This window comes from Streptomyces sp. NPDC005202 (assembly GCF_040608235.1).
Classification (GTDB): Bacteria; Actinomycetota; Actinomycetes; order Streptomycetales; family Streptomycetaceae; genus Streptomyces.
This window is the reverse complement of record NZ_JBEXHW010000054.1, coordinates 1-20897: the sequence shown is the minus strand read 5'-3', so window position 1 is coordinate 20897 and position 20897 is coordinate 1. Positions and strand designations below refer to the sequence as shown.

Here is a 20897-nt window from a genome sequence, read left to right as displayed (position 1 = left end):
CTCCTCACTGCCTCGTCGCGAGGAACTCGTCGGGCTCGAGGTAGTAGGGGTTGGTGACCAGCATGCCGCCGACCAGAACCTTCGGGTGCGTCTTCAGCACGTCCATCAGGATCGCGCCGCTGAAACGGTCGAGGTCATACAGGCACAGGATCACCTGGGGGTAACGCGGCGCGAAGCGATTGAGCCGCGACTCGTACTCCACCAGTTCGTCGACCCCCGGCATCTGATGCAGTGACCAAGTCATCTCCCCCACGGCCCGGGAGAAGGGGAACCCCTGGGCGAGAGCTGTGCAGACCGCGTCGCCCCAGAAGTCGAGCATGACGTGCATGGAGAACCTGCCATCACGCAGGTACGTATCGCTCGATCGCTGGACATCGAGCTGCCGGCTGCTCAGACAGGGTTCGAGGTCGAGGTCCGTGGCAATGGCCGCCAACACCACCTCGGGATCGGTGGCGTCCACGACACAGATGCACTTGTCGCCGGTCTGCAGTCCCTCGCGGAGATACGGGATCAGGATCTCATCGCGCCCCGCCAGGCCGCGGTAGAAGGCACACAGATGTTCGCCGGGCGTGACCTGGACACCTGGAACGCCGAGGGCAACCGAGGTCGGAATGGGGTCGGGCACCGTCGGCTCCCTCTTTTCTGCAATGCCGTAATCGGTTGAGCATCGTACTCCAGCCGCGCTGACTTGAGGACCTGCAGGTCATGTCTGTTCCGGCTGGGTCGCCCATTCGCGTAGCACATTCTTTTGAAGCTTTCCGGTGGAGGTTTTGGGGAGCTCGCGAAAAATCACGTGGTGCGGGGTCTTAAACCCGGCGATCCGGGAGCGTACGAACTCGATGAGCTCTCGCTCTCCGGCCGATGCCCCGGAACGCAGCACGACGAACGCGATCGGGACCTCACCCCATTTCGGGTGCGAGGCACCGACAACGGCCGCTTCGAGCACATCGGGGTGTTCGGTCAGGGTGTTTTCCACTTCGACCGAAGTGATGTTCTCTCCTCCGGATACGATCACGTCCTTGATCCGATCGCGGAGTTCGATGTAGCCGTCAGGATGTTTTACGCCGAGGTCGCCGCTGCGGAACCAGCCGTCGAGGCTGGCCGCAGCGGTGGCCTCTGCGTCGCGGTAGTAACCGAGCATCACATCGTTGCCGCGCAGCACGATCTCGCCGAGTGTTTCCCCGTCGGCGGGCACATCAGCTCCGGCCGAGTCCACAACGCGTACTGGCTCGGCGATCATGTTGGCGATCCCCTGCCGTGCCGTGAGCCGTACGCGGTGTTCTGCCGGCAAGCCGTCCCATTCGGGCTGCCATTCGCACACCACTGCGGGACCGAAGGTCTCGGTCAGGCCATAGAGGTGCCGGACATCGATGCCCAGGGCGTCCATCCGCGCCAGCAGGGCTGGCCAGGGCGGTGCGCCACCCGCGAACACCCGCACCGGATGCGGGCCGGCAGTCACCGCGTCGGGGTGGTCGGCCAGCATCGCCAGCACCGTGGGTGCGGCACAGAAATGGGTGATGCCCTCGGCGCGGATCGCGCGCCAGATCTCCTCGGCATCGATCTTGCCTAGGCAACGGTGCACCGCACCCGCCGCGGTCACCGCCCACGGGAAGCACCAGCCGTTGGTGTGAAACATCGGCAGGGTCCACAGATAGCGTGACGAGGTGTCAAGCTTTGTGTGGTACGCCATCGCGAGTGCCTGCAGGTAGGCGCCTCGGTGGTGATACATCACGCCCTTGGGGCGCCCGGTGGTGCCGCTGGTGTAGTTGATCGACAACACGGAGCGCTCGTCGGTGACCTCGACCCGCAGCGGCGCCGCCTTGTCCACGAGCGGTTCGTACTGCGTCGAAGTGATCAACGTCGGCGGTTCTTTGTTTCCGCTCAACGCTTTCGCGAGCACGGGTTGGTACTCGGCATCCGCGATGACCAGCCGCGCCTCACTGTGCTCAAGGATGTAGGCGATCTCGGGTGCAGCGAGTCGGGTATTCATCGCGACCAGCACCGCACCCGCCAGTGGCACCCCGTAGTGCGCCTCCAACAACACGTGTGTGTTGGGGGCCAGCACAGCAACCCGGTCACCAGGACGAACACCGTGGTCGGCCAGCATCCCGGCCATCCGCTGCGCGCGCACCCAGAACTGCGCGTAGGTGTAGCGGAGATTCCTGTCCACGACGGCGAGACGGTCTGCGAACACCGCGGCCGCCCGCTCCAGGAAGGACACCGGGGTCAGTTCCCGGAAGGTCATCTCGCTCATGGCAGGATCCTCTGTCTTGCCTCGTGCTGTTGCTCAGGCCGTCGCGGAGAGCATGTCGACGAGTTTGCGGGCGATGGGCTCACTCGAGGCCGGGTTCTGTCCGGTGACCAGGTTGCGGTCTGCCACCACGTAAGGGGCCCAGGGGTCGCCAGACGCGAACTCCGCACCCTCTTCCTTCAGCCGGGTCTCGAGCAACCACTGCGCCTTGTCCGCGAATCCGACCTGCTGCTCCTCGACGTCTGTGAACCCGGTGAGACGGTAGCCGGCGAACGCCCAGGAGCCGTCGGCCCGCTTGGCGGCGAAGAGGCCGCTGGGGCCGTGGCAGACAGCGGAGACGACCTTGCCGCTGTCGAGAATTCCTACCAGCAGCGGGCCAAGGGCTTTCGAGACGGCGAGGTCCTCCATGGGGCCATGGCCACCGGGGATGAAGAGGCCGTCGAAGTCACCCGGGCTGACATCTTCGAGGCGCATGGTGGAGCCGAGCTCGCCGCGAAGGCTGTCGATGTAGTCGCGCAGCTCCTCGACCCGCCCTTGGTCGCCCCCGTTCATCTCGGGGGTCAGGCTGGCCTTGTCGACGGTGGGCGGGGCACCGTCCGGGGTGGCGATGGCGACATCGAACCCCGCCTCGCGGAAGATCTTGTGGGGGACTACGAACTCCTCGGCCCAGTAACCGCTCGGGTGCTTGGTGCCGTCGGCGAGCGTCCAATGATCGGAGCCCGAAAGTACAACGAGGATAGTCGTCATGTCTGGTCCTTTCGTCGGCCGTACGGTGGTTGCGCCGGATCCGGTCGAATTCGGGTCAGATGCCAGGTGCAGCAGGGTTTCTTGCATTCCTCTGTATAGGCGGAGGCGTCGGTCAGCCGGATGTTTCTCGGAGCGAGAGTGTCGTCACCCCCCGGAGCCGCTCGGCATACGTGCCGGGCGTTTCACCGAAGTGTCGTTTGAACTCATTGATGAAATGAGACAGGCTGGCGTAGCCCACTTCGGAAGCCGCCTCGGTGACGCTCTTGTTTTCATTGAGGAGTGCGTCGCGGGCCGCTTCGAGCCGGAGTTGTTTGAGAAACTTGTACGGAGACATCCCGGTGGACTGCTTGAATAAGTGAGCGAAGGCCGACTCGCTCATGCAGACTGCGTCAGCGATGTCCCCGACGAGAATCGGGTGCTGAATGGTGTCCTTCATGTAGCGGATGGCGCCAGTGACCGGATTCCGGGAGGAATGGACCCCGGCCTGTTCCACCAACCGGGCGCGCTGCTCGGACAGCAGCAGCCGGTAGACGATCTCGCGCACATACATGGGAGCGAGGACGGCCCGGTCGATCTCTGAGTCGATCGAAAGCAGGAAGCGGTGGGTGGCGCCCATGAGGTTGGTGTCCAGCGGGCTGACGTAGGCCACTGGCCTGGGCTTCTGCGGCTTCTGGTAGAGGGCCGTCATCGGCCGGTGCATGGTGGCCAGGACCTCGGTGACCAGCTGCGGATCGATCTGCATGACGAATGACAGAAATGGCTGGGCGGCGCACGCCTCAGTGATTTCCGCCTGGAAACGCAGGTCCCGGGTGAGCACCAAGTAGTGGAGCGGGTCGTAGAGATAGTCCCGGCTCCCGATCCGCACCTTTTTGCGGCCCTGGGCCACCAGGCAGAGCGACAGCGAGTTCACCGCGTCCCAGTGCGGCGGGATCGGGGAGCCGAACCGGTAGAGAGTGAGGCCTGGCCAGACAGAGTAGTTGGCACCCTCATCGGGTGCGTATTGGGCTATCAGGGAGACCAGTTCTCCGGCCTGGACCAGCCCGTCCCGCAGGGATTCATATCCCATGTTCGCGCTCCTCTCCGTCTGTGCGACGGCGGCTGCCTCGCATATCTGCCGGCCGGTCCGCCCTCTGACTTGCCTCGTGGGCCAGGACCCGGATTCCGGCATCGGCGACCAGTCCGCGCTGCCCCCGCGGGGTCCGCCACCGCCTGCGGGTGCCGGTCCACCGGGGGCATCCCCTGCGGGAGCCCATCGGCGAGCGGAATCGTCCTTGCGCACTCGAAACGATCACGAGCAGCCGTAACATGACGCTCCTTCGGTGCCGGAAACCGTCAACCGGGTGGCATGCGGCCTGTTGTAGCAAGATTTTGAGGCATGACCCGGGCCACGCCTACTGGCAAACCTGCTCGCGTTGTGCCCATTTCTGCAGCCGTGCCGAACCATCGGATTTCTGCCAGGTCTGCGCCGAAGCCTGCAGAGAAGGGCCGGACTTCTTGCCCCCAACTGGCGCCCCCCGCTATCCAGGTTCCTGTCGAACACAGCAGCGCGGGAACCCGCCGCCGAACGGACGACCGTCTGGATCGCGGACGCCCGAACGCACACCCGTGGTCATCCCCTGACGGTCGTTGCAGGCTCACCAGGAAACCCCACTTCCGGCAGATCGTCGAAGGCCGAGTCCTTCCTCTGCTGGAGCAGCGGGAGCGCAGCGTACTCAATCCCATCGAGCCCTGACCTCCCCCGCGCCGTCACGACCCCGAGAGGAATTGCCGCAGTGCACAAAGAGGTGATCCACCACAGCCCGGGCGCGGGTGGACGTGGCCGATCTTCGGAACGAGGAGGTGGACATGGAGACAGTCCTTCGACAACTGGCATGACGACCAGAAACGTGGCGCCGTGAACAGCTGCGCCGCGTACACACGAAGCTGATCCAGGAGGCGAATCATGACTCAGAACGAGAGCCGGCGGCCGACGGTAGATGGTGTTCACCACTTCTCGCCGACCGTCACCGACATCGAGGCCAGCACCGAGTGGTACCAGCGCGTCTTCGGGCTGGAGCGTGTGCCGGTGCCCTTCCCGCACTACGAGTCGGAAGACAGCGGGTATGCGATTCTGCTGACCGATCCGAACTCGAATTTCGCAATCGGCCTCCACCATCACGTCGCCAACAAGGGGGAGCAGTTCGACGAGACCCGCACCGGGCTCGATCACCTCGCGCTGTCGGTCTCGAGCAGAGCGGCGCTGGAAGCCTGGGTGACATGGTTGAACGAGCTAGGAATCCCGCACGCGGGCATTACCGACATGCACGAGCCTTTCGAATACTCGGTGTTGGTCTTCCGCGATCCCGACGGCATCCAACTGGAGCTGTTCACTATGACCGGTTGATGGTCCTCACGGGCCGCCTCCCGCAGTCGGTGCATGAAATCGCACGGAGTGGGGCCGCTCTCCTCATACGACACGGTTCCTCGCACAGCACCACGCCCATCCTGGACCTCAGGATGGGCGTGGCCGTCTGGTACTGCGAGGATGGAGCGTCAGATCAGGTACTGGTACAACGACTCTGCTCCCATGACCTTCTCATCCAGACCGCTCATCACCAGTGACCTGCATGACGACCGCCTTGGGCTCGGTGAAGAACTCGCGGCTGAAGTTGCCGCCCTCACGGCCGATGCCGGAGTCGGCGACGCCGCCGAACGGGGCGCGCAGGTCGCGGATGAAGAAGCAGTTCACCCAAACGGTTCCGGCCTTCAGCGCGGCCGAGACCCGGTGAGCGCGGTGCAGGTTCTCAGTGAACAGCATGGCGCTGAGGCCGTACGGGCTCTCGTTGACCAGACCCACTGCCTCCGCCTCGGTGTCGAACGGCGTGATGACGACGACCGGCCCGAAGATCTCCTCGTGACAGTGCCGCGCGCCCAGAGGCATGTCCACGATCACGGAGGGTCGAACCACCCAGCCGTCGCCGAGCCCACCGGTGCGCAGCTTGCCGCCCTCGGACTCGATCGTCTCCACGTAGCGGCGAACCTTGCGGTAGTGCTCTTCCGAGGCGAGTGGCCCGATCTGGGTGGCCGGCTCCCGCGGGTCACCGATCACCATCCCTTCGGCAGCGTCGACGAACCGGGAGAGGAACTCGTCGTGGACTGCGCGTTGCACGTAGATCCGGCTGCCGGCGAGGCACACCTGTCCGGCGTTGGTGAAGATCGCGCGGATGGACCAGTCCACCGCGTTGTCCAGGTCGGCGTCGGCGAACACCACGTTGGCGCCCTTGCCGCCGAGCTCCAGGCTGACCGGGGTAAGGTTCGCTGCCGCGGCGCGCGCGATGATCCGGCCGGTTTCGGACTCGCCGGTGAACGTGATCCGGTCCACCTGACCGTTCTCCGTGAGCGCCTGGCCGGCCGAGTCCGGACCGTAGCCATGCACCACGTTGAACACGCCAGGCGGCACGCCGGCCTCGAGCGCCAACCGGGCCAGGATTGTCGCCGAGACGGGGGTGTCCTCCGCCGGCTTGAGCACCACGGTGTTGCCCCACGCCAGCGCCGGAGCGACCTTCCAGGTCTCCAGCATCAGCGGGAAGTTCCACGGTGCGATGGCCGCCACCACGCCGGCCGCCTCGAACCGTGTGTAGGCGTGGTGGCCGGTGTCCATCGGCAGCATCTCGCCGGTGGACAACCGCGCGTGGTCGGCGAAGAACCGGAAGTTGTAGGCCGCACGTGGGACGTCGTTGCCCCTGGACTGGGTGATCGGCTTGCCCATGTCCCGGGTGTCGGCAAGGGCCAGCTCGTCGGCGTGCTGCTCGATCAGGTGGGCCAGCCTGTGCAGAATCCGCCCCCGCTCGGCGAATCCCATCCGCGGCCACGGTCCTTCGTCGAACGCCTTGCGCGCAGCGGCGACCGCCCGGTCGGCGTCGGCTCTCCCCCCGAGCGCGATCTGCGCCCACGGGTCGCGCGTGAACGGGTCGACGGTGCCGAACCGCGCACCGTCGAGCGATTCGCCCTCTTCCCCGTCAATCACGTGCCCGTAAAAGTTCATCGTTCACCCTCGCCTTTCGGCTCTATCGGGCGCGCGCTCGCCCGCGTCGCGAGTTCCGCGTCGCCGAGCCGCTCCGAAATGGTCACGTCGCCCGCTGCCCAATGCGTCGGCGGCACCTCGCGGACGACGACGCGTACGTTCTCCGGTGGCGCCGCGACAGCGCGTACGACCGCCTCGTGTAGTGCATGGATCAGCGACCGGAGCTGCTCCGGCGTGCGGCCCTCCACCATCGTCACCTCGACCAGTGGCACGTCAGCCTCCGGAAAGGAAGACGGAACCGAGGTTGGTGAAGTGCACGGCCACCTTGGCGCCCGGCGGCACAAGGACGGCGTCCGTCATCCCACCGGTGAGTACGACCCATCCGGGCTCGATCGCGAGCCCTCGCCGACCCAGGTCGTTGGCCGCCAGTGCGAGCGCCTCAGCGGGATGGCCCTGCACCGCGGCGCCGGTCGCCGAGTCGACGATCTGCCCGTCGATCTCGACCAGGCACGCCTCGAGCGCGAGATCGAGCTCTGACGGCGGCCGGCCGACCGGGCCGGTCACGAAGAATCCGGACGAGGCATTGTCGGCGACCACATCGGGCAAGGTGAACCTGAAATCGCGGTAGCGGCTGTCGATCACCTCGATGCCCGCGTACACGGAACCGACGGCCGCGAGTGCGGTGGCCGCAGTGATGCCAGGCCCAGCCAGCCGGTCGCGCATCACGAACACGATCTCCGGCTCCGCGCGCGGGTGGATGAGTTTGTCCTGTGGGAGCGGGTCACCCGCGGGCAGCACCATTGCGTCGGTGAGCCACGCGGTGAGCGGCGAAGTTACGTTCATCCGCTGCTGCTTGGCGCGCGAGGTGAGGCCCAGCTTGACGCCGGTCAGCTTCTCCCCGCGATCCAGCCGACGACGGAGCGTCTCGTCCTGCACGGCGTAGGCGGTCGCGAGGTCGAGGTCCGGCCACTCGTCGGTGATCGGACCACGGTCGGTGCGCGAATCCTCCGCTTCGAGCAGCGCGGTGGCCGCCCGGTCGACGTCCCATGTGCTCATCAGCGTGCTCCTTCGGCGAGTTCGCGTTCCTGCGACAGCTGCAGCGCGATGTCGATGATCATGTCCTCCTGCCCACCCACGTAGCCGGCCTCGCCGACCCGCTGCAGGATCTCGTGCGCCGGTACCCCGTACCGCTCCGACGCCCGCTCGGCGTGCAGCAGGAACGAGGAATAGACGCCCGCATAGCCCTGCACGACCGAAGAGCGATCCATCCACGGCAGCCGCGGGATGAACGGCTTCACCACGTCCTCGGCAGCGGCCAGCGCGCCCTGCACATCCACACCGGTGGAGATGCCGAGCCGCTCGAACGTGGCGGCGAGGACTTCGGTCGGCGAATTCCCCGCGCCCGCGCCGAGCGCGCACAGCGCACCGTCGATCTGCTTCGCCCCTCCCTGGTAGGCCAGCACCGAGTTGGCGATGCCCAGGGAGAGGTTCTGGTGGCCGTGGAAGCCGACCTGTGCCTGCGCCCCGATCTCGTGCACCAGCGCCTGTACGCGTGCCTGGGCGTCGGAGAGTACGAGCGCCCCGGCGGAGTCCACCACGTAGACGCACTGCGCACCGGCATCGACCATGATGCGCGCCTGCTTCGCCAGCGCGTCCGGCTCGATGCGATGCGACAGCATCAGGAACCCGACGGTCTCCATGCCGAGATCCCGCGCAGCGCCGAAGTGCTGGATCGACACGTCCGCCTCGGTGCAGTGCGTCGCGATTCGCGCAACCGACGCGCCGGCTTCGTGCGCGGCCTTGAGGTTCTCGACCGTGCCCACGCCGGGCAGGAGCAGCACCGCGATCTTCGCTGCCGTCGCCTCGTCGACGGCAGCCCGGATCAGCTGAATCTCGTCGACCTTGGAGAAGCCGTAGTTGAACGACGAGCCGCCCAGCCCGTCGCCGTGGGCGACCTCGATGACCTCGACACCGGCGGCGTCGAGGGCGTACACGACGCCACGCACCTGCTCCTCGGTGAACTGGTGCCGCATCGCGTGCGAGCCATCCCGCAGCGTCGAGTCCGTGATGCGTAGGTCGCGAGTCATTCCGTCACCGCCGTATTCTTCGCGACCGCGAGCAGCTCGCCGACGCGAGCCGCAGCAGCGGTCATGATGTCCAAGTTGCCGGCCCACGGAGGCAAGTAGTCGCCGTTGCCCCGCACCTCGAGGAAGACGGCGACCCGGGCCTGCCCGGCCCAAATGTCGCGCGGGTCGTCGTACTGCGGTTCCGCGCGCAGTGTGTAGCCCGGTACGTATTGCGCCACGCCGGCCACCATCTTCTCGATCGAGTCGGTGATGGCTGCACGGTCGGCGTCCGCCGGGATCGCGCAGAACACCGTGTCCCGCATGATCATCGGAGGGTCGACCGGGTTCAGGATGATGATGGCTTTGCCGCGCTGCGCGCCACCGACCCGCTCGATCGCCCGTGCCGTGGTGTCGGTGAACTCGTCGATGTTGGCCCGCGTGCCGGGGCCGGCCGACCGGGACGCGATCGACGCCACGATCTCGGCGTACGGCACCGGCACCACGCGCGAGACCGCGTGCACGATCGGGATCGTGGCCTGCCCACCGCAGGTGATCATGTTGAGGTTCGGCGCCGCCAGATGCTCCTCGAGGTTGACCGGCGGGCAAACCAGCGGACCGGTGGCGGCCGGTGTCAGGTCCACCGCCTGGATGCCGGCCTCCGCATACCGTGGGGCATTCGCAAGATGTGCCTTCGCCGACGTCGCCTCGAAGACGATGTCCGGCAACTCGTCCTGGGCGAGCAACCAGTCGACGCCACCTGCCGACGCTTCGACGCCGCGCTTGCGTGCGCGCTCGAGGCCGTCCGACGTCGGGTCGACACCGACCATGTAGCGCACGTCGAGGTGCTCGCTACGCTGCAGCTTCGCCAGCAGGTCGGTACCGATATTGCCCGGGCCGACGATCGCGGCCGTCGCCTTCGTCATCCTCACTCCTCTGTGAAACGCGCGGTCACGCTGCCGAGCCCGGCGAAGGTGGCGGTCACGTTGTCGCCTGCGGCAACCGGGATCGACGCGGTGACAGATCCTGGAAGGACGACGTGTCCTGCCTCGAGTACGACGCCATGCGCGCCGACCGTGTTGGCAAGCCACACCAGCGACGTCAGCGGCGAACCCAGGACCGCGCCTCCGGCACCTGTCGCGACGAGCTCGCCGCTCTTGTGCAGGTTGCAGCCGCCGAGACGCAGGTCGACCGCGGACAGCGGCGTGGGTGTGCTGCCGAGCACCACACCGGCCGATGACGCGTTGTCCGCGATGGTGTCGAGGATGCCGATCTTCCAATCCCGGATCCGGCTGTCGATCAGCTCAAGTGCCGGCAGGACGAAGTCGACTGCCGCCGCCGCCTCGGCAACCGTCACACCCGGTCCCTTCAACGGCCGCTTGAGCACGAACGCGACCTCCGGCTCGACCCGTGGCTGAAGGAACCGGTCCGCGGGGATCGGCAGGTGCTCGAGCCAGAACATGTCGTCGAGCAGGTGGCCGTAGTCCGGCTGGTCGACGCCCATCTGCCGCTGCATGGCGGGTGAGGACAGGCCCACCTTGTGCCCCTTGATCGTCGCTCCGGCCGCGAGCCGACGGCGGATCTGGAGGAGCTGGATCTCGTACGCATCGTCCAGCGTGAGATCGTCGTACTTCTCGGCCGGCGGGTTCACTGGAACCCGCGTCTTGTATGCAGACAGCAGCAGGTCGGCCACCTCTGCCTGAGCGACAGCGTCCACGTGTCACACCACCTCGACTCGCACCGGATGGATCGCTTGTCGCAGACGCTAGGAGAGGGAGGACCCGTCCTACGGCACACGTTCCTGAGCGCGGAACGCCCTGCCCGCAGGCGCGTGGTCAGCGAGCCGCGGCAGGCAGCAGCGCGGAGATCGTCGCGGCCGCTGCCAGCACCTCCGGTGCGGTGCGGTCCTCGTCCAGCTCGCCGATCGACACGACGCCGACGCTGGCCTCGGCGGGAAGCCGGCCCGCGGTGACGGGTGCGGCGAGCCCCCACGTCCCCGGCTCCAACTCACCCCTTGTCATTGAGTACCCGCGATCGCGGGCCGCGGTGACTTCCGGGCGCTCCCCTGCTACCGGCGGGCGCCCTGCCAGGATCGCGATCCCCGATGCGCCCCGGTCCGCGGCATGGCGCAGGCCCGCGCGGTACGCCACGTGCGCGAACGATCGCGTCGGCTCGACGACGGAGACGACCACGGCATCGTCACCCTCGAGGGCGGTGACAAAAGCCGTCGCCCCTGCGGCATCAGCGAGTCGCCGCAGCTCGGCTGCAGCCGCCTCCCGAAGCCGCGGTTGCACCGCCAGCGCGAGCTCGACCAGTCCGAGCCCGAGCTGGTACCTCGTCGGCTCGACCCGTACGACGAGCCGGTGCCTGGTCAGCGCGCCGAGCATCCGGCGTACGGCGTTGCGGTCCAGTTCGAGCAGACGCGCCAGCTCGGCCAGGCCCAAGCCGTCCGGGTGCTCGCGCAGCGCCCAGAGGATGCGCAGCCCGGAGTCGAGAGTCTTCGCCCCTGCGGGGTGGGGTTCGGTCATGTGGTTCCCAGTGGTCGACCTGGTGTGAAGCGCACCGGCAGGTGCTTGACGCCATTGATGAAGTTGGACACCAGGCGGTCCGCCGGCCCGGCCGGCTCCAGGTCGGGCAGTCGCCAGAGCACCTCCCGGTAGAGCGCGCGCAGCTGCAGGCGAGCGAAGTGCGCGCCGAGACAGACATGCGGACCGTCCCCGAACGCGACGTGGTCGTTCGGCGAGCGGGTGACATCGAAGCGCATCGGGTCGGCGAACCGCCTCTCGTCAAAATGCGCGGAACAGTGGAACACCACAACTTTGTCGCCGGCGCGGATGCGCTGCCCCGCCAGCTCGACGTCGGCAGTTGCGGTGCGTCGGAAGCTGAGCACCGGTGGGTGCCAGCGCAACGATTCCTCAATCGCAGAGTCGAGCAGCTCTGGACGGTCGAGCAGCAGCCGCCGCTGGTCCGGGTGCTGCGCGAAGGCGAGTACGCCGCCGGGTCCGGCGCTGCGGACGGTGTCGTTGCCGGCTACGCAGAGCAGGAAGAAGAACATCTCCAGCTCCGGGTCGGTCAGCCGGTGCCCGTCCACCTCCGCCGTCGCCAGCGCGGTCATGACGTCGTCCGCCGGATGCTTTCGCTTGAACTCGGCGAGCTGCTGGGCGTAACCGAACATGTCCTGGAGCATCGCCGGGGAGCGGGGATTGACCGGCTTCCCGTCCGGGCCTCGGATGATCTCGGCGTGCTCGGGATCCTGATAGCCGATGACCCGGTTCGTCCACTCCAGCAGCATCCGGCGGTCGGACTCAGGGACGCCGAGCAGGTCAGCCAGGTTGCGCAGCGGGAAGTCGTCGGTGATGTCGACCGGCAGGTCGCACTCGCCGCGCTCGACCACGGCGTCGACCAGGCGGCGGGCCCGCCCCGCGACGTCGGCCGCGAACCGCTCGACCCGGCGCGGGTTGAACGCCCGGCCGACGATCCGCCGCAGCCGCATGTGCTCCGGCGGATCGAGGTTGAGGATCATCCTCCGGATGAACGGCAGGTCGGCCGGGTCGGGGTCACGGATCTGCGTGGCCCCCAACCACGAGGAGAACTCCGCCGGCGACTTCAGAACGCGCACGACATCCGCGTAGCGGGTGACCGCCCAGAACCCGGGCCCGGCCGGCCAGTCGCCGACCTCGTGCTCCTCCTGCCAGCTCACCGGGTTCTCGTCGCGGAGCCGCCGGAATGCCTCGTGCGGGATCCCGGATGCGTAGGCCCGCGGGTCGAAGACGTTCGGTCCCATCACCATGGTCATCGGTCGAGGAACCTCTCGACCACTGAGGCGAGCGCGACAGGAACCTCGTCGACGGCGTAGTGACCGGCGTCCGCGAACACCTGCAGCTCTGCATGGGGGTACCACTTCAGCCAGGTCGCCTGCATCACGTCGGGGGACAGCGCCGGGTCCTGCTCTCCGGCGACGACGAGCACGGGGATCTCGTTGCCCTGGATGCGCTCGTGGAAGTCGCTTCGCGCCCAGGAGTCGAGGTAGGCGCGGAACGCCGGGACGGAGGAACGGTCCACCGAGCGGCGCACCATCACGTCGAGCCAGGTGCCGGTCAGCCGGTTGCCCGTCGTGAAGTCGATGATCGCCCGCCGGTTACCGGGCTCCTCGGCGGCGCCGGCGAACAGCTGCCAGCCCTGCTCGTCGAACGGCACGCCCGAGGCCGGTACGGGGGACACGCCGACGATCGAGAGCACCCGCTCAGGAGCGATCAGTAGCACCGCCTGCGCGGCCATCCCGCCCATCGAGTGGCCGAGCAGCGAGAACTCCGGCCAACGGAGGTCGTCGGCCACCGCGAGTACGTCCTCAGCGATCTCCTCGACGGTGTAGGCGCCCTCGGCGTCCTTCGCCTCGCCGTATCCGCGACAGTCCAGGAAGGCGTAGGTGAACGCCGTCCGGTCCAAGTGCGGGCGCAGGGCAGCAAAGCTGGTCCGGTCGCCGAACCAGCCGTGCAGCGCGATGACATGGTGCGGTCCGTTGCCGTGGAGCTCGTAGGGAAGAACCTGTCCTGCCACGATCGCCTCCTGGCCAGTCAAATATTGAGCACTCCGCTCAATATTTGACTGACAGTATCGGCTCGGCTCCGGGAAAATTCAATGCTTCGTTCCGGGCTCAGGTCACTCAACGAGCCCGTCCAGGGCAGTCAGAGGCACAGGACGCGCGACAGCTTGAGCGCCACCTCGGTGACCAGTCGCGCAGAGCGTTCGACGCCGTCTCCGACGCTCCGAGTCGGCGCGACGATGGAGATCGCCGCCCGCGCCCGCCCCGCGTAGTCACGGACCGGTGCGGCCACGGACGTCAGTCCAACCGTCATCTCATCCCGGCTGATGGCGACGCCGCGCCGGCGCGTCTCGTCGAGCACGCGGTCCCAGGCTGCCGGGGTGCGGATCGTGGACGAAGTGATGACAGGGAATCCGGCCGCACGTCGGAACTGGGCGAAGCTGGGGTCGAAAGCAGCCATCACCTTGCCTGAGCTGGTGCAGTGCGCCGGCAGCCGGCGCGCGACGTCGGCCAACAACTGCATGCCGTTCAGCGACTGCAGACGCTCCACGAACAGGACGTCAGCGCCCTCCGGCACCGACAGGTGGACCGTGCAGCCGGTGCGCTGCCGCAGCTCTTCGAGCAGCGGCAGCGCGGCCTGTCGGATCCGGAAGCGGCTTGCCACCTGCAGGCCCAGCTCCAACAGGTGCAGCCCCAGCCGGTATTGCCCGCTCTGGGTGTTCTTCTCGACCAGCCCGTGGGTGCACAGCGTGGTGAGCAGCCGGTGAGCAGTGCTCTTCGCGACACCCAGCCGCCGGGCGATCTCCGAGACCCCGAGCTCGTGGGCGGCGCCGAAACAGTCCAGCAGTTCCAATGCTGTCGATACCGATCGCAGCCCGCCATCGACGGCGGAGCGGTCCACGGGCACATCGGTCACCTCGGACACCTCCACTCGCCGTTCCGGGTCGTTTGCGCCGGCTTGCGATCGGCGGATTCGGTCGAGGGGCAGTTCGGTGGGTGAGCGCACATGTCGCACCTCCGAGGACTGGTTGACGCCGTTGTCGGTTGCCGTCGGCTCCAGGGGATACACGATCTTCGCAGGCACCATCCGGTCGTCGGCTGACCACGGACGGTAGCCCTCCGCATGGATGGCGGAAACGAGTGCGGGCACATTTCCGCCCCGTGAGGACGAAGAATCCCCAGAATTTCGTCTTGGCAAGAGGTTGTGCGGACTGTGCCGGGACAAGCTGCCCCTTTTCGCCCGCACCTGGAGGACGCCCTGCACAGCCGTTCCGCAGGAAGGAACGTCCACCACGGGCAGGTCAGCAGCCCACCCATGCTGAGCTCTGTCACGAAGCGCACAGGCAGTGGTGGTCACGGGCCCCTACCGGAGGTGAAAGCACCGGCGGAGGACGGTCCGATGCCATTGGTGACCAGAAGGGAGAAGCCATGCCGGGCCTTGCCCGTTCCGAGTGGTATGACCTCACTCGGGACATGAACTGGAAACTCTCCTACGTCGAGGAGGATCAGGCGTGGCCTGAGGACCTCTCGAACAGCTTCGGTGTTCCGGCCGAAAGCTGGTGGACGTGGGACGAGCCCTACAAGATCACCTACTCCGAGTACGTCCACAACCAGGTCGGTAAGGACGCCGGGGTGTTCTCGGTGAACAACGTCGTCGGCCGCTCCCGGCTGTTCGACGAGCTGGACCCGGGCTGGAAGGCGGCGATCACCGCCCACTACGGAGCCATCCCGATCGGGGAGTACCTGGCGGGTATCGGGGAGGCGCGGATGGCCCGCTTCGGGCGAGCCGCGGCCTGGCGCAACATGGCCACCTTCGGCTGCCTCGACGAGACCCGCCACGGCCAGCTCCAGACGTACTTCCCGCACCAGCTGCTTCCCAAGGAGCCGCGGCTGGACTGGGCCCACAAGACGTTCCACACCAACGAGTGGGGCGCCATCGCGGCGCGGAGCCTCTTCGACGACATGTTCACCGCCAACGATGCGGTGTCGACGGCCATCCAGCTCACCTTCACCTTTGAGACCGGCTTCACCAACCTCCAGTTCCTCGGCCTGGCCGCCGACGCGATGAAGGTCGGCGACATCGACTTCGGCGCCCTCATCTCGTCCATCCAGACCGACGAGGCCCGGCACGCCCAGCAGGGTGAGCCCACGATCAAGGTGCTGGTCGAGAACGGCAAGAAGGATGTCGCCCAGAAGCTCGTCGACCACATGTTCTGGCGGACGTGGAAGCTGTTCTCGCTGCTGACCGGCCTGTCGATGGACTACTACACCCCGCTCGAGCACCGGACGCACTCGTTCAAGGAGTTCATGGACGAGTTCATCATCAAGCAGTTCCTGGACCAGTTCCGTGACTTCGGTCTCGAGAAGCCGTGGTACTGGGACGAGCACTTCTCCACCGAGCTGACCTGGTTGCACCACGCCTACCACCTCGGCGTGTACTTCTGGCGTCCGACCGTGTGGTGGAACCCGGACGCCGGCGTATCCCCGGAGGAGCGGGACTGGCTGGAGGAGAAGTACCCCGGCTGGAACGACACGTTCGGCAAGTACTGGGACGTCCTGGGCAGCAACGTCCGCAAGGGACGGCCTGAGCTGACCCTGCCGGAGACCTTCCCGATGGTCTGCAACATGTGCCACATCCCCGTGTGCACTCCCGCCGGCTACATGGCCGGCCACCTGGACAGCCCGGCACCCCTGCTGCTCGACTTGGACGGCCGTCGCTACACCTTCTGCTCCGAACCCTGCAAGTGGGTCTTCGAGGAGAGCTCGGACCGCTTCAAGGGGCACCTGGGCATCGTGGACCGCTTCTTGGGCGGCCTGATCCAGCCGCCGACGATGGAGGGCGCTCTCGCCTACATGGGCCTCTCTCCCGAGGAGATGGGGCAGGACGCGACCGACTATGCGTGGGCCTTCGAAGGATCGCCGGCCCGGCTCGCCGCCTCGTAGGAGGTGTCCGGTGAGTCCACCGGACATCCATCAAGGACCATCCGCTTTCGGGCACCGGATTCCGCTTCCGAGTTCCGCGACCTCCGCGACGCCGGAACTCGGAAGCGGAAAGAGAGAAAGGCTGACCATGGCTCTGTTTCCCGTGCAGGGCATCTTCGAAGACGACTTCGTCGTCGTCCTCGTGCCCATTGACGACACCGACCCGATGACGGTCGTTGCCGAAAAGATCGCCCATCACGTAGTGGACCGGCGGGTGCCGCCGCAGGAGCGCCCCATGCGGGTGCGCCACCAGGGACAGTTCCTTCCTCCGGAGGCGACGGTCGTGGACGCGGGCGTGGCACCGCTGGACGTGCTGGAAGTCCTCTACTCATGACCAGCGAGATCCGGTGGGTGAGCGCCGTCGAGCGAGAAAAGCTCTGGGAGGGCGACATCCTCGACGTCGAGGTCGACGACGAGCAGGTTCTGCTCGTGCACCTGACCGGCGGCGACGTCAAGGCCTACCAGGGCATGTGCCCGCACCAGGAAGTCCTGCTGGCCGACGGCAAGTGGGACGAGGACTCGGCTGTCCTCCTGTGCGGCGGCCACAACTGGGAGTTCGACATGAAGACCGGCGCCGGGCTCAACCCGACCGGATGCCGACTGTACGAGTACCCCGTCCGGGTCACCGAAGACCGGATCCAGGTCGGTATCCCCCAGGACGGCCGGCGGCACCACAACCGGTTCCAGCCCTAGTGAGGAAGAGCATCCATGGAGCAGGCACACGTGAAGATGGTGGGGCCGGTGATCCGCGGGCTTGATGCCAACCTGGCGGACGCGGTGATCACGGCCATCGAGATGGACAACCCCGACGTCGACGTCGACGTGGACGACCAGGGCGGATACATCCGCATCGGCGTTCCGCAGCGGTGCCGCGTCACCCGGGCGAGCCTCGAAGACGCCTTGGGCCGCAAGTTCCAGCTTCCTGAACTGGAACCCGCGCTTTCGGGTTTCGCCGGCCGGATGAAGCTCACGGACGACGAGGTCGTTTGGTACCTCGAAAGGCAGGACTGACCATGGCAACGAGACAGCGCCGACCGGCGAAGACCTGGAGCCTGCTCGGCGACGTCAAGCGCAAGCCGAGCGCCTACGAGGTGACGGCGGCGAAGTTCCACTACCACTTCCGCCGGGACCCGGCCCCGTTCGAGATCGACTCGCAGGCGCCGATCAACGAGTGGTACGTGAAGCACCGTGAGGGTTCGCCCCTCAACGTCGACGACTGGGAGCAGTTCCGCGACCCGCACAAGCTCACCTACACGGACTATGTGGCGCTGCAACACGGCCGCGAGACGTACCTCGACCTGCTGATCGACCAGCACGAGGCCACCCATGCGGTTGCCGACCTGGACCCGGCCTGGGTGGACACCCTCCGGCGGCTGTACGTGCCGATCCGGTTCCCGTTGCACGTCCTGCAGATGTCCGGTCTGTACGTCGGGCAGATGGCACCGTCCTCCTTCATCACCAACTGTGCCAACTTCCAGGCCGCAGACGAGATGCGCCGTGTGCAGCGCATCGCCTACTGGACGAAGGTGCTGTCCAACGCGCACGGCGAGGACCTCGCGGCGACGTCCACCGCACGCACGCGGTGGGAGGACGACGAGGCCTGGCAGCCGCTGCGCAAGGGTCTCGAGCAGCTGCTTACCGCGCACGACTGGGGCGAGGCCTTCACCGCCCTCAACCTGGCGCTGAAGCCAGCCGTGGATGCGCTGCTCAACTGGCAGTTCGCGGAACTCGCCCGCAACAACGAGGACAACTTCCTCACGCTGCTCTTCTCCGACTTCCAGCTGGACAGCCGGCGCAGCCAGGACTGGACGGCCGCCCTCGTCCGTTACGCCCTGGAGCATCGACCTGAGCTTCGGGATGTACTGACCGGATGGCTCGAGACATGGCAGCCGCGAGCGGACAAGGCTGTCCAGTCCCTGGCTCCGATCTTCAAGACCGCACCTCGCCCGATGCCTGCCGGCCAGGTCGTGGGCGCGACGAGAGAGCAGTACCGTGCCTTCCTCGACTCCTGCGGCCTCTGATCCCCCGAGCACAGTGCGGACCCACCGGGTCACCCTGGCGAATACAGGTGACACATTCGAGGTCTGCGAAGGAGACCGGATCCTCGCCGCCGCACGGCGTGCGGGGATCTGGCTCCCCTATGAGTGCGGCTGGGGCGGCTGCGGGACCTGCAAGGTGACCGTCGTCGAAGGCGAGGCCGACCTGCTGTTCACGGAAGCTCCTGCGGTGGATGCTCGGGACGCGAGGCGGCGACGTATGGTGACCTGCCAGACCACACCGACGTCGGATCTGGTCATCAAGCCGCTGTGGGCGAGCGAGCAGCCCCGCGTAGAGCTGCCGACCGCAGACCACCGCGCTCAGCTCGTTGATGTCGAGGAGCTGGCGCCGGAGATCCGCAGGTTCCGCTTCCAGCTCGAGCGCGAGGCGGTGTACCGCGCGGGGCAGTACGCCATCCTCGAGGTCGCGCCCGGACTGCGACGCTGCTACTCGATGTCGGACCTCTCCGGCTCCCCGGTCGTCGAGTTCATCGCGAAGCGGTACGAGAGACGGCCAGGCAGCGAGCAATTGTTCGCGCTTCCTGTCGGCTGCCACATCCAGGTGGAGCTCCCGTACGGCGACATGTGGCTCCGCGAAGGCGTACGACCTGTCGTTCTCGTCGCCGGCGGCACCGGTATCTCCCCGATCCTCGCGCTCGTCCGGCAGCTGTCGGCAATCGGTGACCAGCGGCCGGTCCGTGTCTTCTACGGCGCCACCACGCGGGCGGAGCTGGTCTGCTGGGACGAGCTCGGGTCATTGGTCGACGGTATGTCCGACGGCCGGCTGTACGGGGCGCTGTTGACGCCTGACGACTCCTGGACCGGCACCACAGGGTTCGTGACCGACAGCCTGACGCCGTACCTGGAGGGTCTGGCCGACAGCGACATCTACCTGGCCGGCCCCCCGCCCATGGTCAATGCCGTTCGCGCGCTCCTGCGTGAGCAGAGTGTCCAGGTCGATCGGGTCCACTACGACAGCTTTGGATGACATCAACCCGCTTCTGAAATGGAGGTGTGACAGCCATGCGTGCTGCTGTCTATTGCGGGCCGCGGGACGTGCAGATCAAGGACGTCCCGAGCCCGACCATCGAAGACCCACACGACGTGATCGTGCGAACGATTGCCGCCTCGATGTGCGGCTCCGACCTCTACCTCTACGGAGGCGAGGTCGAGCAGATGGTCGCACCGGGCCGGACCACGCTGGGGCACGAGATCACCGCCGAGGTCATGGATGTCGGCAAGGAGGTCTCCCGGTTTTCCCCGGGAGACCGGGTCAGCTTCCCCTACTCGGTGAGCTGCGGGCTTTGCCTCTCCTGTCGAGTGGGCCAGACCGCGCACTGTGAGACGACCGGCAACGCGATCTACGGTTTCGGTGTCGCTTTCGGTGATCTTGGCGGCAGTCAGGCCGAATACGTCCGCGTCCCACTGGCGGACAACCACCTGGAGCACGTTCCGGAGGGGATCTCCGACGAGGCAGCGGTCTTCCTGTCCTGCAACCTGCCCGCCGCCGTGATCGCGGTGGACGCGGCGCAAATCCAGGCCACCGATACGGTGGCGGTCATCGGGAGCGGACCGACAGGCCTGCTCGCTCTTCAGCTGGCGCGCCAGCGGACCCAGGCCGAGGTGCTCGCATTCGACCGGGTGCCGTCCCGGCTCGCCAAGGCGGCAGCGTTCGGAGCGAAGGCGGTCAACGTCGACTCGGATCCGATCGACGATGTCGTCGCGGAAGCCACAGACGGCCGCGGGGTCGACAAGGTCGTGGAGTTCGCCGGGCGGGGTGATGCGTTCAACCTGGCCGTGTCGATCACGCGCCCCGGCGGGACGATCAGTGGCGGTGGCGTCTACCTCGAGCGGGAGCACCCGGTGTCCCTCTTCGACATGTTCTTCAAGAACCTTCAGATCCGGCTCAATGGGTTCGCCAACGCCAAGGTGGGTCAGTGGCGCGCCATGCAGGCGATCGAGCGTGGGGTCATCGATCCCACGACAGTCTTGACGCACCGGGTCAGTCTCGACGAATTCCCCCAGGCCGCGTCGCAATTCGCAGAGCGTGAAGACGGCTTCCTCAAAATGGTGATCCGGCCCTGATTCCGAGTCGGATGGCATGTAAGGGCCGGGTGGTCCGGGGAATCTCACCCCGGGCCACCCGGCCCTTACATCCGCATCCCGAAGGAACCTCAACCCCGGTGCCAGGAGGGCTGGTACGTGTCCGCGAGCTGGGCGGCCTGCTCCTCGCCGAGCCAATCGAGGGCCAGCCGAGGATGCGGCTGGACAG

The 20897-nt window shown here is 67.0% G+C and carries 22 protein-coding genes; 8 read left to right on the top strand and 14 right to left on the bottom strand.

The annotated features are described in order from the left end of the window. Positions 1-4: 4 nt before the first annotated feature. From ABZV31_RS36185 to ABZV31_RS36170, 4 genes are all read right to left on the bottom strand, one after another. On the bottom strand, positions 5-625 hold the full coding sequence (locus tag ABZV31_RS36185) for an MEDS domain-containing protein (RefSeq protein ID WP_355901093.1): 621 nt from the start codon (positions 623-625) through the stop codon (positions 5-7). A 78-nt stretch (positions 626-703) separates the two neighbouring features. After that, the gene (locus tag ABZV31_RS36180) at positions 704-2254 is read right to left on the bottom strand and encodes an acyl--CoA ligase family protein (protein WP_355901092.1); all 1551 of its coding nucleotides are present in this window, start codon (positions 2252-2254) and stop codon (positions 704-706) included. 33 nt (positions 2255-2287) lie between these two features. Continuing rightward, positions 2288-2998, bottom strand: coding sequence for a type 1 glutamine amidotransferase domain-containing protein (locus ABZV31_RS36175; RefSeq protein ID WP_355901091.1), 711 nt, complete (start codon positions 2996-2998; stop codon positions 2288-2290). Between the two features lie 112 nt (positions 2999-3110). After that, complete coding sequence (locus tag ABZV31_RS36170; protein ID WP_355901090.1) at positions 3111-4064, bottom strand: AraC family transcriptional regulator; 954 nt, start codon at positions 4062-4064, stop codon at positions 3111-3113. A gap of 876 nt (positions 4065-4940) precedes the next feature. Here ABZV31_RS36170 and ABZV31_RS36165 point away from each other — a divergent pair. After that, on the top strand, positions 4941-5381 hold the full coding sequence (locus ABZV31_RS36165) for a VOC family protein (protein ID WP_355901089.1): 441 nt from the start codon (positions 4941-4943) through the stop codon (positions 5379-5381). Positions 5382-5573: 192 nt separating this feature from the next. Here the strand turns inward: ABZV31_RS36165 and ABZV31_RS36160 are convergent, their stop codons facing one another. The 10 genes from ABZV31_RS36160 to ABZV31_RS36115 all read right to left on the bottom strand — a co-directional run bounded on the left by ABZV31_RS36160 (position 5574) and on the right by ABZV31_RS36115 (position 14757). After that, complete coding sequence (locus ABZV31_RS36160) at positions 5574-7022, bottom strand: aldehyde dehydrogenase (RefSeq protein WP_355901088.1); 1449 nt, start codon at positions 7020-7022, stop codon at positions 5574-5576. Next, positions 7019-7273, bottom strand: a complete 255-nt coding sequence (locus ABZV31_RS36155) for a 2-hydroxymuconate tautomerase (protein ID WP_355901087.1) — start codon at positions 7271-7273, stop codon at positions 7019-7021. The genes ABZV31_RS36160 and ABZV31_RS36155 overlap by 4 nt, the downstream gene beginning before the upstream one ends. A 1-nt stretch (position 7274) precedes the next feature. Next, positions 7275-8057, bottom strand: a complete 783-nt coding sequence (locus ABZV31_RS36150) for a 4-oxalocrotonate decarboxylase (RefSeq protein ID WP_355901086.1) — start codon at positions 8055-8057, stop codon at positions 7275-7277. Further along, complete coding sequence (dmpG, locus tag ABZV31_RS36145) at positions 8057-9088, bottom strand: 4-hydroxy-2-oxovalerate aldolase (protein ID WP_355901085.1); 1032 nt, start codon at positions 9086-9088, stop codon at positions 8057-8059. Before dmpG ends, ABZV31_RS36150 begins: the two co-directional genes overlap by 1 nt. Continuing rightward, entirely contained in the window at positions 9085-9990 is a 906-nt protein-coding gene (locus tag ABZV31_RS36140; RefSeq protein ID WP_355901084.1) for an acetaldehyde dehydrogenase (acetylating), read from the bottom strand. Before ABZV31_RS36140 ends, dmpG begins: the two co-directional genes overlap by 4 nt. Positions 9991-9992: 2 nt before the next feature. Next, entirely contained in the window at positions 9993-10781 is a 789-nt protein-coding gene (locus ABZV31_RS36135; RefSeq protein ID WP_355901083.1) for a fumarylacetoacetate hydrolase family protein, read from the bottom strand. 118 nt (positions 10782-10899) lie between these two features. Next, positions 10900-11592 (bottom strand): helix-turn-helix domain-containing protein, encoded by a 693-nt coding sequence (locus tag ABZV31_RS36130; protein WP_355901082.1) that lies wholly within the window; start codon positions 11590-11592, stop codon positions 10900-10902. Beyond that, the gene (locus ABZV31_RS36125; protein WP_355901081.1) at positions 11589-12860 is read right to left on the bottom strand and encodes a cytochrome P450; all 1272 of its coding nucleotides are present in this window, start codon (positions 12858-12860) and stop codon (positions 11589-11591) included. The genes ABZV31_RS36130 and ABZV31_RS36125 overlap by 4 nt, the downstream gene beginning before the upstream one ends. After that, positions 12857-13621, bottom strand: coding sequence for an alpha/beta hydrolase (locus ABZV31_RS36120; RefSeq protein WP_355901080.1), 765 nt, complete (start codon positions 13619-13621; stop codon positions 12857-12859). Before ABZV31_RS36120 ends, ABZV31_RS36125 begins: the two co-directional genes overlap by 4 nt. A 128-nt stretch (positions 13622-13749) precedes the next feature. After that, on the bottom strand, positions 13750-14757 hold the full coding sequence (locus ABZV31_RS36115) for an IclR family transcriptional regulator (RefSeq protein ID WP_355901079.1): 1008 nt from the start codon (positions 14755-14757) through the stop codon (positions 13750-13752). 323 nt (positions 14758-15080) lie between these two features. Here ABZV31_RS36115 and ABZV31_RS36110 point away from each other — a divergent pair, with 323 nt between their 5' ends. The 7 genes from ABZV31_RS36110 (at position 15081) to ABZV31_RS36080 (ending at position 20710) form a co-directional block, all read left to right on the top strand. Then, the gene (locus ABZV31_RS36110; protein WP_355901078.1) at positions 15081-16550 is read left to right on the top strand and encodes a toluene monooxygenase; all 1470 of its coding nucleotides are present in this window, start codon (positions 15081-15083) and stop codon (positions 16548-16550) included. 127 nt (positions 16551-16677) lie between these two features. Then, entirely contained in the window at positions 16678-16923 is a 246-nt protein-coding gene (locus ABZV31_RS36105) for a toluene-4-monooxygenase system B family protein (RefSeq protein ID WP_355901077.1), read from the top strand. Continuing rightward, positions 16920-17282: a Rieske 2Fe-2S domain-containing protein gene (locus ABZV31_RS36100; protein ID WP_355901076.1), complete on the top strand. Its 363-nt coding sequence runs from the start codon at positions 16920-16922 to the stop codon at positions 17280-17282. The genes ABZV31_RS36105 and ABZV31_RS36100 overlap by 4 nt, the downstream gene beginning before the upstream one ends. Before the next feature lie 15 nt (positions 17283-17297). Beyond that, positions 17298-17600 (top strand): MmoB/DmpM family protein, encoded by a 303-nt coding sequence (locus tag ABZV31_RS36095; RefSeq protein ID WP_355901075.1) that lies wholly within the window; start codon positions 17298-17300, stop codon positions 17598-17600. Between the two features lie 2 nt (positions 17601-17602). Further along, positions 17603-18610 (top strand): hypothetical protein, encoded by a 1008-nt coding sequence (locus ABZV31_RS36090; protein WP_355901074.1) that lies wholly within the window; start codon positions 17603-17605, stop codon positions 18608-18610. Then, a complete protein-coding gene (locus ABZV31_RS36085; RefSeq protein WP_355901073.1) occupies positions 18582-19613 on the top strand; it encodes a 2Fe-2S iron-sulfur cluster binding domain-containing protein in 1032 nt (343 codons plus the stop codon). The genes ABZV31_RS36090 and ABZV31_RS36085 overlap by 29 nt, the downstream gene beginning before the upstream one ends. Positions 19614-19648: 35 nt before the next feature. Beyond that, positions 19649-20710, top strand: a complete 1062-nt coding sequence (locus ABZV31_RS36080; protein ID WP_355901072.1) for an alcohol dehydrogenase catalytic domain-containing protein — start codon at positions 19649-19651, stop codon at positions 20708-20710. Positions 20711-20897 lie beyond the last annotated feature (187 nt).